At 46.4% G+C, this 13,710-nt stretch carries 6 protein-coding genes and 1 pseudogene; 6 read left to right on the top strand and 1 reads right to left on the bottom strand.

Annotation, left to right across the window (positions count from 1 at the left end; all coding sequences use genetic code 11):
- Nucleotides 1–10: 10 nt before the first annotated feature.
- Complete coding sequence (locus FDW98_RS12640; RefSeq protein WP_137398859.1) at nucleotides 11–5,338, bottom strand: peroxidase family protein; 5,328 nt, start codon at nucleotides 5,336–5,338, stop codon at nucleotides 11–13.
- Between the two features lie 931 nt (nucleotides 5,339–6,269).
- On the opposite strand from FDW98_RS12640, the pseudogene FDW98_RS12635 reads away from it, so the two are divergent.
- The 6 genes and pseudogenes from FDW98_RS12635 to FDW98_RS12615 form a co-directional block, all read left to right on the top strand.
- Nucleotides 6,270–7,023: pseudogene (locus FDW98_RS12635) on the top strand (alkyl sulfatase dimerization domain-containing protein); the annotation flags it as partial.
- Nucleotides 7,024–7,031: 8 nt separating this feature from the next.
- Nucleotides 7,032–7,304, top strand: a complete 273-nt coding sequence (locus FDW98_RS23820) for a hypothetical protein (protein ID WP_371683359.1) — start codon at nucleotides 7,032–7,034, stop codon at nucleotides 7,302–7,304.
- 522 nt (nucleotides 7,305–7,826) lie between these two features.
- Nucleotides 7,827–8,906, top strand: a complete 1,080-nt coding sequence (locus FDW98_RS12630) for a site-specific integrase (protein WP_223411741.1) — start codon at nucleotides 7,827–7,829, stop codon at nucleotides 8,904–8,906.
- On the top strand, nucleotides 8,869–10,533 hold the full coding sequence (locus tag FDW98_RS12625) for a site-specific integrase (protein ID WP_137398858.1): 1,665 nt from the start codon (nucleotides 8,869–8,871) through the stop codon (nucleotides 10,531–10,533). Before FDW98_RS12630 ends, FDW98_RS12625 begins: the two co-directional genes overlap by 38 nt.
- Before the next feature lie 3 nt (nucleotides 10,534–10,536).
- The gene (locus tag FDW98_RS12620; RefSeq protein WP_057072629.1) at nucleotides 10,537–13,074 is read left to right on the top strand and encodes a hypothetical protein; all 2,538 of its coding nucleotides are present in this window, start codon (nucleotides 10,537–10,539) and stop codon (nucleotides 13,072–13,074) included.
- Nucleotides 13,067–13,570, top strand: a complete 504-nt coding sequence (locus FDW98_RS12615; RefSeq protein WP_001140767.1) for a hypothetical protein — start codon at nucleotides 13,067–13,069, stop codon at nucleotides 13,568–13,570. The genes FDW98_RS12620 and FDW98_RS12615 overlap by 8 nt, the downstream gene beginning before the upstream one ends.
- Nucleotides 13,571–13,710: the final 140 nt, after the last annotated feature.

The following is a 13,710-nucleotide window of genomic DNA, read 5'->3' as shown; positions in this document are numbered from 1 at the left end:
AGTCTTCTCCTTATACGATCAATGAACCGTTGCCGTTATTACTGGCAAGGGTGTTTGGCGTTTCCAGATAAAAATCACCTATCGTGACGGTGCTTGAATTGACGCCGACCAACGTGATGTTGTCAGCCCCGATAGTGACGATGGTATTGCCGTTGCTGCCGGTGATGGACACGCTGCTGGCAAAATTCCCCGCATTAATGCCCAACTGAACCAGGTCAAGATAGTCCTGACCACCATTAGGATTACTGTCAAAACCGGTGATGCGGTCTCGCCCAAAGTTGGCGGCAAAGGCGAAGATGTCATTCCCGGTACCGCCATCCAGATTGTCATTGCCTTCCTGACCATTGAGGATGTCGTCACCGTTACCGCCGGTGAGGGTATCGACGCCCGCGCCGCCAATCATGACGTCGTTACCGTTTCCACCTTGCAGGTTATCATTGCCGTCTCCGCCATCCAGGAAGTCATTCCCGATCCCACCGAACAGCTGATCGTTGCCTCCCATACCAAATAGCTGATCGTTGCCCGCACCACCGGTAATGATGTTGGCGAGCCCATTACCGGTACCGATAAAGCTGCCGCTGCCGGTGAACACCAGTTCTTCAACGTTACCGGTCATGTCGTAGCTGCTGAGGCTGGTGCGAACCACGTCCGTCCCGCCGTTCAGACCTTCGATCACCACATCACCAACGTCATTTACGATGTAGGTGTCATTACCGGCACCCCCGGTCATGCTATCTGCCCCCAAACCACCATCGAGGAGGTCATCTCCGGCATCGCCTTGCAGCGTGTCTTGTCCCGCGTCACCAGACAGGCTGTCGTTTCCGGCCCCTCCGACCAGCAGGTCATCACCCGCACCACCAAACAAATTGTCATTGCCGTTTTCACCGCGCAGAATGTCACTCCATGCGGTACCATTCAGCGTGTTGTTTCCGTTATTACCAACAATCAGATCCCCCACCGCTTGAGTGGTGGTTGATGTCAGAACAACAGGGGGGTTGCCTTCGTCATCAACGACGGTGACCACTACCTGCAACGTGCGTCCCACAGCGGCCTGACCTGGGGTATAGGTTGCCGATGTTGCACCAACAATGTTGATGAACCCTGTCGGGGAACTCATTCGCCATTGGTAGCTGAAGTTGCCGCCACTCAGACCGTCAGCATCAGCAATGCCGGAGACCACTGCGGTCAACGTCAGGCTTTCAGTCGGCGTCAGGTCGTTAATCACCGGTGCGCCGGTGGTCGCCTGATTGCGTGGCATAATGGCCTGGGTTTGTGCTGAGACTAAGGTTTCCGCATCGCCCATCTGGTCGTTAAAACTGGCGACCACGCGCAGCGGAGCGCCCTGAATAGAGCCCGGTACTCTGAACTCTACGCCGGTTGCCTGATCGCGCCATTGTCCGTTGACCAGAGCCTGCCAGGTCATGGTGATCACCGTATTTGCCGCGAGTCCGTTACCATCCAGCAAGTTGGCCACGTTAACGCGCAGCAAGTCACCGACCGAAGGTGTCGCGCTGCTAATGTTGACGTTACCTGTCGCTTTTTGTGCGGTGACCCACAGCTGTTGACCGTCGCCAAACTCCAGTTTTTCAATGTTCAGCAGGCGGTCAGTGCCGTCATCCAGGTTGAGGGCGGCATTCGGCGTTGCGTGGTCGACCCGAAGGCTACCGTCCGCCATACGGGTAAAGGCATAGTTAGTACTGATGTCGCGATACACCGCAACGTCAGTTTCGGTGCCGTCACCTTCACGCAAGATCTCACGCACGATCGACAGCTGGTTCGGTTTCAGGGTGCCGGCCAGCATGTACGACTTCAGCTCAGCCATGCTTTCTGCGCTGGTGAGTCCGGCCATGCCGGTGACGGCAATCCGCACGTTCAGCCAGGCATCGCCATCAATGATGTCGTTACCCGCTTTACCCATAATACGGTCGCTGCCGCCACCGCCGAGGATGATGTCGCTGCCGTCATCCGGATTCAGCAACACTGCATTCGGATTAGAGGAACGCTCGACGCCGAGAATGGACTGTAGGCCGTTGATCCTGTCCGCACCTTCCTGCGTCAGGTTATTGGAGAGCGGGGTGCCCTGAACCGGCGCGGTGCCGATCGGCTGTTCCGTGCCGGTCAAAATGTCGTTGTGCTTCCATCCTGAAAGCCCTTCGACCAGGTCAAAGCGGTCACGCAGAATGAATTCCTGCTGATTAACGAAAATCGGGATCCCGAGATCGGAGTTCGCGCCGTTCGGGTCGCCTTTATGGATTGCCCAGTCGAAACCGGCCATACCATTGTTGCGTTGAATACCCGCGCCCTGAACCATAATATCGTCGCCAGCTTCACCATCGTAGTCGGTATCGTTGCCCTGACCGTTCAGCACATCATGACCAATAATGGTACTGTTGAAGAACAGCTCAGAGTTATCACCGGCAAGCGTGTCGAAGCCGTCGCCGCCTTCCAGCCAGTCGTCACCTTCGTTACCCATCAGGGTATCAGCACCCGAACCGCCCAACGCAAAGTCGTTATCCAGACCGCCGAAGACCTCCTGTGCATCTTCGCCAACCACCACGAAGTCGCTACCGCTGCCGCCAAAGACCAGGTCGTTACCGTTACCGGAGAAGATGACATCATGCCCGGCATCGCCGTGCAGGAAGTCGGCATCGCCAACAGGTGTTCCGGTGTCGGTAATAATGTCATTGCCGTCACCACCGTGGACCACATCGGCTTCGTCGCCACCGTCCAGACGATCATCACCGCCGTCGCCCCACAGGCTATCAATACCTTTACCGCCAATTAACGTGTCGTTTCCGGCAGTGCCGCCGAGTACCACGTGTCCATCGCCGATGTATTTCAGGTAGCCGCCGTCGGCATGGTTATCACCATCAACATCATTCCCCGGTGCGCGACGCACCAGCAAAGGTGTCAGCAGGTCTTTCAGCGGATTCCCCCATGTTGGATCACTTTCCATTTGCAACACGGTGTTGACTTCGAAGATATGATCCGGCGTCTGGAACAGGTTAGCGGGCAGGTGAGAGGAATTCGCTTCGCCAAGGTCGCTGTTACGCATCACCAGTGCGGAGAACGAGTTTGCCTCCAGTTCGTTGAGTAAGTTCAGCCCCTGAACACGGCTCAGGTAGTAGAACCGGTCGCCGTCCTGCAGCATTTCCATCTGCGTTTCAAACACAAAGTTGAAGGTCGAACCCAGCATGCCGCCAAATTCGTTTTTGCGCTCGGCCAGGCCGCCGATCCAGAAATCGACCATATTCAGGCCGGTTTCTTTGGTAGCCCATGCGCCGGTACTGTTGAAGAAATCGAGCGCATCTGCTGGTGGGGCATTGTTTTTATCGCCAAACAACAGGAAGTTAACCGCTGCGCGTTTACCTTCAAGCGTGGTGGCGTTAAGGATCAGCTCATGCTGACCGTAGGCGGCCATAAAGTTAATAATGGACGCCGGGTTTTTCAGGTAGGTGGTGAAATCGGCCCAACTGGTATAGGGGCGCAACTGCGAGTCACCGCTGAGTTCAAAGAACTGCTCGCGAGCCTGGTTCAGCGTCGGCATTGCGGTATCGCGACCGCGCGCAATGTTGAGTGCACCTAAGTCCAGCGGTAACCCGATGAGGTTATTGCGCAAGGCATCGGTAATAAACTCATCAATCTCGTTGCCCACCTGACGCGTCATGCCGCGAACAATCGCACCGATGGCCACATCATCAGAAACACCGACACCGTTAATTTGATTAAATGCCACAGGGTTGAGGAACGCAGTAATCAAATCGAGATCGCCGTTTTGCATATCGATGTCAGTACGCGCCACGGTTTCTGTAAGCATCGAGTGGCCAAAGCGGTAAACCACATGCGCAAACTCGGCAAAGATCAGCGGGTTAATATCCGCCGTGTTAGAGAAGACAAACGGGTCGACGGCAGGTTGCACTGTACGGGCAAATTCCTCGAACACCAGGTGCTGGTACTGCATTTCCGTAGAGAAACGTCCTGCCTGGAATAAGTACTCCCCATTCCAGACCAGGGTGCTGGTATCTGCGGGTAGTTCAGTTATCTGATGGTTCGGCATCAGCCACTGGTTGATGAGGTCAATATCGCCGGTTTCCAGCAGGGTGGTTTTATATTGTTCCACCAGGCGGTTATGTTCGCTGTGGAACACCGCATGGACGGCAGTCAGGCCAATGTTTTCATTACCACGCCCGTCGCCGGTGATAAAGTGGCGATCGAGAAGCTCATCATCATATGTTCCGGGAGCTTGTTCGCCGCCAATGACATCATCATCATCTGCGACCAGACCCGCTTTTGGTGCAGCCGTGTGGGCAATATCATCGAGGAACGCATGCCCTGTCCGGAACGTATCTGCGGGTAACACGCCACCGTTAGCCTCAACCAGGCCACCTTTAGTGACAATTTGTACTTTACCGCTGTCACTTAAAATCAAATTACCGTAACGGTCGGTCGCCAGCAGTGGAACACTAAAGACATCCTGGTCGGTAAGTGTAATACCGAGTAAGGTCTCAGCCTGCTGTTTGACGTCAGCCCAGGTCGCCAGACCACCGTTAGCACCGCCCAACAAATTACCGGTAGGTTCAGGTTTACCGTCAATTAATACGTATTCACGGATGAAAATCTGATGCGAAGGGTGAGAGGTGTAGGTTTGGTTTTGATCAATGAAAGGCGTCGTCGTGTTGACCGTTTCACGGTTTTCATCAACCGTGGCCCGGGTTAGGATCATAAAGTTAGTTTGTGAACCTTCCACGTACAACGGGTCATCGGGTTGCAACGGAATGAAAACAATCCCGTTGCCACCTTTGGGGATCAGATCCAGGCCGTGGTCAAAAAATTGACCAAAGAACGTCATCCAGCCGTTAAAAGCAGGGGAGAGCCCAACATCCGGAGACTGGTTAGGGATGGTTAAGGTGTTGCCTTCCCCGGTGATGGTCCCACCACCAGGCACACCCTTTAATGCGTCAAACACCTCCTGAGCGGCAGGGTTAGAGGCCGTTTGATCAGATATTAAATTACTGATAGTACGGGGGTCTGCATCAACAACCGTACCGCCGATTTGGAAGTAGCTGGTGCCTAGATCGGCATCCTGCCAATTCAATGCAGTTAACCTCGGCATTGTCTGGTCGGCAGAGCCGTATAATTCCTGGCCGGGCAAAAGGCTATTCCACGAACCGTCTACCGTGCGCAGTCCATAGGGTAATAGCGGGCTGGATACTGACTCTCGAAGGGCATCGCCATTGATCGAACCATCCGGATTAGTTGCTGCTTCAGATATTTTGATCTGCTTAAGAATAAAAGCGAGATCGTGGAGTGTGACAGTAAAGTCATATTGTGAGGCCATAAATAATTACCCCTATCTTTACTTTGGATTAGCTATCATCTGTCATCTCTGTTGCTAACTAAAACAGATATGAGAATGAGTCTTATTTGATTCTCGTGTGCTATTACGTGTACAGATTCCATTCTTCAAATAGTTAAAATACTGGCGTCATTATTAAAGTTATTCTCCTGGTTTGCGTGCTAATATATTCACCTCACTTATTGATTAGATTTGAAAAAATGGAAGTATGTTTAACCCATTGAATCTAATCACATACTCAGGGCACACAGTTTTGCGAAGACGATGTCTTCGCAAGGGTTAAAAGTAGCGTTTTTATCTCACATGACATTTTTGTTATGATCATAACTATGGATTTTCCTGTGGCGACTTCACTCATACTTTATAATGAAAGTATTAAATTTTCATTTCTTTACACTTTAGTTAATTATCACCACGCGGTGCTGACGCCCACCATTAAATAATGCTTCAAAGACCAATATGTATTGAGGAGTGGTAAGGTATGAGGACCTATGATTCTTTAAGAATTTTGGTCATTATTTAACAAACTAAGCCACTGAGGGTAAGCAAACCCTGTGACGATCGTCAATGTAGTCTTATTCTTAATACTCTACGTAAAACAGATGATTTAAATGTGTTTTGTAATAGTGAAGTCGTAGTACTGAATTTGAAAATTTAATATTGGATCGATTTTGTCACGACACCACGCCAGTCCCCTGATTATGATGTTACCGAAAACAATAAGACAATCTTTGCGAAACAGTGGGGTAACTCTATAGTTTTTAGAGAGACAGGCACGTTGTTAGCCATACTCCTTACACAAAAAGATTATCCATCAATGCAGGTAACCAAATGAAGAAAAAAATCATTCTCATCTCCGGGATGCTATTTTCAACGCTCAGTCATGCAAGTGCGCTCTATTTTTACGAAATAGGCAGGTAATGCCATGAGTCGCCGCGCCAGTTATATGTATGGCAACTTATTACAGCCCGATGCGAAAGGACAGGTTGGAGAGGGGCTTGGGACGACAACCGCTGATTGAACCTACCAACTACATCACCCACACCGGGCAGAAAGAAGCTATCGACGGGCTGACCTACGATTTTATGATGGCTCCAGGTTCGGAAGCGCCATCAGAAATGCTGTGGTATGTAGAAGCGAAGGGCATGATTGAAGCGGCAGAAGATGTGACTCACACGCTGCACAATACCTATTCGTTACGCGGTGCGAAAATTCGCGATCCGTTGGCCTGGTCAAAATATATCAACGACGTGATTGGTCGCTGGGGCGGTAAAGCAAACATTATTATTGCTCAACACCACTGGCCAACATGGGGCAATGAAAATGTCGTGACGCTAATGAAGAGCCAGCGCGATATGTATCGCTACATTAATGATCAGACTTTACGCATGGCTAACCAGGGACTGACCCGTGATGAAATCGCGGCGAACTTCACGTTGCCGCCCGGTCTGGCAAAATCATGGGCCAGCCGCGGTTATTACGGTTCTGTCAGCCATGACGTGAAAGCAACCTATGTTTTTTACCTCGGCTGGTTCAACGGCAACCCGGCAACCCTCGATGAATTGCCACCCGTCGAAGCGGCAAAGAAATATGTTGATTACATGGGCGGCCCTGATGTCATTATGCAAAAAGCAAAAGCAGATTATGCCCAGGGCAATTGGAGCTGGAAAATGGCGTGCTTAATCATAGTGCTAACGTGCAGGCCAGTAACGCTGATGCCTCAATTGTATTGAACCGCGCGACCCTGAACAAAATCATCCTCAAAGAGGAGTCGCTAAACATCACCAGAGGGCGCAAGACAATCCAACTGTTATGCGAACTAACTACTGCACCAATCTGGCTACAATCCTCGTTACCTGACGTTAGTGCGCATAATGTATATTATGTTAAATATGGTGGGTTTATTCTTAGGTTCATGAGTTCCTCTCTTTCAGGAACTTACCGATGAATCAGTCAGTTGCCAAAGTTTAGTTGTGGACTTACGATGACTTCATAACGCAAAAATTACGGGGCATCCGCTAAGTTCATGGCATATTCCATCTTACATTTATCGAGGAACAACCAGAGAACTCATCTCATAGTTGATGATGTGACTACCCTACCGGTCATGTTCGCCACAATTTATGGAATGAATGAACTGAGCAAGAAACATCTGGGGACTCAAGAAAACATTCTGTGTTCGCTGCGCTTCTTTTACGTCTATTACTTTAAGAAGCACAAACGAACATTTGACTACGATTTCTATCGGTCTGTCTACAATATCTCCTGTTTTATCAGGGAGCTTGATGGCTTCTTTACTTACCTGCTCGGGAAGCAGCACCTGAGTGACGAGACCGACATAATCTCTACCGGGTTTTTACATTCTGCACTCTCCAGAACCAACAAGTCCACCTATGGTAACCACGTCAGAAACGTTGGCCGATTCCTTAAGTATCTCAACTATAGATATATGAATCTGGCATACCAGGATATGTCACCTGTTGAAGCTCACCAGATTAACCAGGCGAACCACAGAGATCTCGCTGACAGAATTAAGGTCTTCAACAGAGTTGATGTATCCAGGAACGAACCCGCACACCGATACAAAAGTATCACCAGTCAGCAAAGTGTCGAACTAACGAACATGTTAATCCCCTCCACTCCTGAATTTTCAGATATCGAGACCGGCGAATTATTCACGGCTGTGGTTAATCCCCAAAACCCATTCGATTCAGGATTTCAACAATACCGTAACTACCTTATCCACCGGTTAATGTTTAACTATGGCTTACGTGTTGGTGAAGTTCAATTGTTGTTGAAGGATTGCGTGGGGCCAACCCTTCCAGACTCACGAGGTAACATTCGTTTCATCCTGATTGTACAAAATCTACCAGATGATGTAGTTGATCCAAGGAAACAACAACCTTCACTCAAGACTGAGCATTCACAGCGACAAATCGAACTGACCGAAGATGACTTCATTATTTTTACCATTTATATGGAGCAATATCGGTCCCCATTATTTGAAGAGAAAAAAATTGATGACCATGAATTTGTTTTTATTAAAGGCTCAGGTAGGTTAACTCCATTAACTTACGATGCAATTCGAACATTTTATAAGGAAAAAATTGATCCGGCATTCATTGCCCTATTCCCTCATTATCGTACGAAAAGTAATAAAATTATTAATAATATGGTTAACATAACACCACACGTTGGGCGGCATACTTGGGCTAATATTACTCTTGAGTTTATTTACAATAGTCTCCTGAGTGAATCACTTATACTGGCGCAAGACTATGGTATTCGAGCAAGGATGAATGGAGTACTTGAACCAGCTATTGAACAACTTCGTGCTTTAGGCGGCTGGTCACTGACCAGTAAAGTTCCATTAAGATATGCCAAGCGGTTTATTGAAGTGGTGAGTAACCAGAGCAACTATAAGCGTACGAAACATTCAGATATGCATTTAGCTTCCCCAGAAACAAACATTTCGCAAAGAAAAACCTACAACTTGCTAGAAGATAATATTTATGACGAAGACTTCTCATTCAAAGATCTATTCAACTGAGAGCGGTATCACCGGGGGTGGTTTATTTAACCCCCCCCCCCTTCACTTTACAAAAGAACAGCTTGAATGGATTGAAAATATTCAGATCCCTAAACGATTGTTTTTAATAAGTGCAACAGAATTTGATGACCGATATTTATATCTACATGATGATTGGCGATACAGATTCTCAGGTAATAATGTGGCTATATTATTCTCTAATGGTAAATACTTTTGTGATTTATCACCAGTTTCACTCAAGCTCTTGAAATACTTAACAATCGCGTACATTAATGAGAACTCGGCAAGTGTTGCTGATAAATTTGCTCAGTTTGTTGCAACAACTTTGAAACAAATTGAGGTTATCACTCGCGAAAGCCTTATTGAAAAAATGCAAATGCTGGTTGCGAAGACTGAGCGAAATCACTCAGACTGCAGTCAGTTCTATTACACCCTCTATGCGTTACGAAAACTTGATCGTAGTGGATTCTTCGAAAGTAAGGATGACAGTAATGAGCTGGAAGATCTATTGCTGGAAGTGCCACGCCCTAGGAACAATAACTGGGCTCGCTACCAAAACCTAGACCTCGTTATACCAGAAGAAGTATGCCTAATGATAGAAAATGGCATTCAACGTTGGGCATCTAAGCTATGTCCAAAAATTGATGTTGAAGAAAATAAAAACATTCATCTGGAAACTGTAAAGAAAACCATTAAAATTGATACATTACGGGACTGCATTATTATTGGCATAGTTTATTACATTGGGGCCAGACCTGTACAGATCGGTAAACTTTCCGGAGGCGATTTTATCGTTGATACCGAGAATAAGTACGGGATGCGTTATTCAGTACTTGTGCCATATGCCAAAAAGTCAAAACTAACTATCGATCGAGTTCGAGTCGCAATTCCGGAAGAACTTGGAAAGTTAATCTTACTGTATAAGTACCTAGTTGGAATTGGTGATACCGACCCAATGTTTTCCATCACAGTATCTTCAATGAAGATGGTGGAAGCGTCATTAAAGAAAATGCTTTTCAGATTTTCACCACAGGAGATTCAGGAGGCAGTAAAAAACGATGATTATCAACTACCTGTATATACCGCAAGCCTCTTTCGTCACAACGTTGGTCACTCAATGGCAATGAGTGGTGCCAGTGCTCCTGAGATAGCTTATATATTGGGTCAATCCTCTTATGTTGTTGCAGATCGATACATTGCAGCCACTCCTGAGCTGGCTGATATTCGTGAGGCAGCTTTGGGTCGCAACCCTGTGTTTAAGAACATGATGGCACTCATGTTGACTGGGAATTTGGTTCACAGCAGCGAATGGGAAGGCCGCAGTGTTGCAGGGTCAATTGGTGGGCAACTTCACTACCATCTCGGTGGATGTAATTATGAAGAAGACATGTGCCCCTTTGCACAGGGTCGTGGATGTTACGGTTGCCTGTATTTCAAACCATTTATAGATGGAGACCACAAAAAAGTATTTCTTTCGCTGAATGATGAAATCAAAAATGTCCGTGATGTTGCCGATGATGCTGGCGTTTTAAATCATCCACTTCTCAAGGAATTAGTACGGCGGAAACAGCATGTAAATCAGGTTATGGCTCGCATTGAAATAGCAAACTTACGGAGGGCTATCTAAACGATGACTACGCAAATAACAATACTTAATAAACAGGCGGATAATCTTCTTATTTATATAGAGAAATATAAAGCAAAATTTGAAGAGCGTCTTGTTGCCTACAATGCTGTTGGACAACTGGAGTGGAATGCCGGCTCCTGGCATTTTGGTGAGAAAGGTGTTGCATGGCTTAAAGAAACAAAAGATCGCGGCTTTAAGTGGGACGAAGTTTCTAGTCGTGTTAAGGGGCTCTCACAAATGAATATTTCTTCGGAATTTCAGGATTTTATGCGAGCTTATCACATGCATCTGGTGTGTATCACTGGCGGATTACCATCAGGTTCTACACTAGACAAACCATTACAGGTGATGAAGCGCTGGTATTGGGAAATGGTAAATAAAACAAGTCAAACGCACCCAATGTATCTGACTTCCGATATTATTCATGCAGCGATGGAGCGGCATCATGAGAATTCTGACAGTCCTGATAATGTCAGCGACTATTGCGATATTGCAGTAAAGGCCATTGATTTACTACGTCAATATGATCTTTTCTTAGTTAATATTGAAGTAAAAAATAAGTTTCCTTATCGAAATGGTTCTAACAGCACTAAAGAAAGGAAGAAAGCGCAAGAAGCCACCCCTGATCAAACTGATGATGAAAGACTCATATCAATCCGTGCATTTATGTGTGTTATTGAGTTGATCGCTTTAGCTGAGAATAGTTATCAGCGTATCTTTTACAATATGTTGTTACTCACAATTATTTGCGGTTTCCGTTTCCAGGAAATAATGTTGCTGAAAATGACTTCTTTGGTTAAGCGAGAAATTACGGATAAAGAAAAACGTCAGCACGCAATAGATCAAGACTGGCCTACTTACAGGTTGGGTATTGAGTATCTTGGTGCAAAAAAGGCTGGATGGCGGATCCATTGGCTGGCGCCAAGCACTTATTCTGTCGTTGAGATGATTTATAAATCTGTGCAAGAATTGACCTCTGGGTTCCGTAAAACGATTCAGGGCTTCAGAGATTCTAATTTCACTAACATGCTCCCAGGTAAGATCGCTGATTTTCCTGATGAATGGATTGAGCAAAATTATCTTGAAGACATCATGTTTAGTGGTTCTGGTGGCTCCAGGAACGATCTTGGAAAGAGTATTCGGAATTCCATTGCGAACTTTAGCGGACATAAACCTAAGGTAATACCCGTTCATAAACAGAAGAACAGCTGGTACTTCACTAAAGAACAGTTGAATGATTATGTCTATCAGCGTTACGCTCAAGCAAAAAACTTTGAGCCTGGGCACCAGTGCATAATTTCAGCCAAAAACAATGGTGACTGGGTACACTTCAATTATGAAGACCTGATGTTCATCATGCCGGAAGGTGCATTTGGAATTGGTAAAGATTTTGTTTCATTGCAACATATTTTTCCACTTGATGAAAACTCAATAGAAGCATGGTTAGGCGGAACACAAAACCGAAAATCTATCTTTGATCACTTTAATCTTTTTGAAGATGATGGATCCCGTGTCATTATCAAAAAGCATGTACCGAGACATAATATAAATACATTCTTGGCAATCGCTGGAGTGACGGATCATATTCAGGCCATCCTAATGGGGCGTGTTGATATCACCCAGAATAAACACTATCAGCATCAGGCCGAATCACAGTCCTATCAGACCGCTTCTCTAGCAATCAATATGCTGGAAAAGGCTTATGATGAGAACAATCAAGCTCTCACGAAGAGTTTCCAGCTTTCACTCTTTACTACGCAGCAGAAGCCCTGCATTCCGGTCAACCTACCCTCCCCCAGAACTGAGGTTAGCCGCAGAATGGCAGCTCTATCACGGTCTTCCAAGACGGTAAAAAATACAGGTGTTGCAAACGTTAAATTAACAACCTCACTAATGATAAATCCTGAGCTCAATACCGAGCATAATCTGAAGCAGAACATGCAGACTTTTGGTGAAACAACTGCTGAGGTTGTTGACTATATAACTGGCACAATGTCTGATAACTTTCTGCCTGAACTAAAACGTGCACATGACAAGTTAGTACAACAAAATTTGGCTGATAAGGCGAAATCACTGCTTCAACGCCATGCAAAACTGCATCCTCTTGGATTTGGAGCCTGTACGAGAGATGTAGCTCGGTGGGGTTGTCCTCATGCGCTTAAGTGTCAGTCTGGTCTACCTTGTGGCTACTTCACTCTTACAGGTCGTCTTGGCGAAGCGGAAGAAGCATCACGACGTTTATCAAACAAGCGAAAAGAAATCATTCAACTCCGTAAGTTGACTATAGTGAATCCAGGCTTCATGCTGGCTTTAAAAGAACAGGAAGAAGCTCTCATCGTGCTCGAGGCTCTTGAAGCTGATGCTATAAAGGTTCAAGGCGAGAAAAAATTGGTTTCCCTGTTTTCTGATGATCTGAACAACCCATTATATAAAGTTATTGAGCGAATTAATAAACAAATGCTAATTGGCAAAACCCCAAAAACCCTAGCTGATCTTTTCTTTATTGAACAGAAACGTATAGAGAGAAATAATAATGGCTAAGACCCCGCGCAGTCGCAATGCAGACGATAAAGTCATTCAGGGTAAGGAACTTGATGCTTACATCAAAGCCGAGCTACAAGCCATGGTGCAAGAGGGACTGGAAAAATCCCCAATTCAACCATCCACGTTACATGCCCGTCTTAAAGCCAAAGGAATAGTTAAAGGTGGCATTAGTACCCTCACCTCTCGAAAAATTATCATCAATAATTACAGGCTTCGCCAGCATAACAACTACGAAGATGGTAAACGAGAGTTGACTACAGATGAAAAGGCTAAATTGGCTATGGGGCGAACCGGCGCTGCTTATATAAGTAAGGCAAATCGTCTTGATGCTGAAATTATAGCATTGAAAGCTAAATATGAACGAAATGTACTGGCGCTCGCCGACATCATTGAGTATATCGACAACGCAACTCCTATCAAAGTAGAGGACATGCTTGCAGACGATCTCATTCGAGAACTTGCTGAGCGCAAAAGAAATTCAAGAATGAGCTAATGAGTAAACGGCCTACTCTATTCGTAAAATTAGCGCACTAATTATCAATACTCCCTCTTCTATGTCCTTTATGTCGAAGGGAGTCTTCCATTCTAATGGCGATTTGGCTCTTTACACCAGTTTAATGCTGCACTTTCGTT

The organism is Citrobacter sp. wls711 (assembly GCF_005281055.1).
Taxonomy (GTDB): Bacteria; Pseudomonadota; Gammaproteobacteria; order Enterobacterales; family Enterobacteriaceae; genus Citrobacter; species Citrobacter gillenii.
This window is presented reverse-complemented; position numbering and strand designations above follow the sequence as displayed.

Bases quoted from the DNA above. Each gene is read 5' to 3' on its own strand.
- FDW98_RS12640 (WP_137398859.1), bottom strand. From the start codon at position 5,338: ATGGCCTCACAATATGACTTTACTGTCACACTCCACGATCTCGCTTTT.
- FDW98_RS12630 (WP_223411741.1), top strand. From the start codon at position 7,827: ATGTCACCTGTTGAAGCTCACCAGATTAACCAGGCGAACCACAGAGAT.
- FDW98_RS12625 (WP_137398858.1), top strand. From the start codon at position 8,869: ATGACGAAGACTTCTCATTCAAAGATCTATTCAACTGAGAGCGGTATC.
- FDW98_RS12620 (WP_057072629.1), top strand. From the start codon at position 10,537: ATGACTACGCAAATAACAATACTTAATAAACAGGCGGATAATCTTCTT.
- FDW98_RS12615 (WP_001140767.1), top strand. From the start codon at position 13,067: ATGGCTAAGACCCCGCGCAGTCGCAATGCAGACGATAAAGTCATTCAG.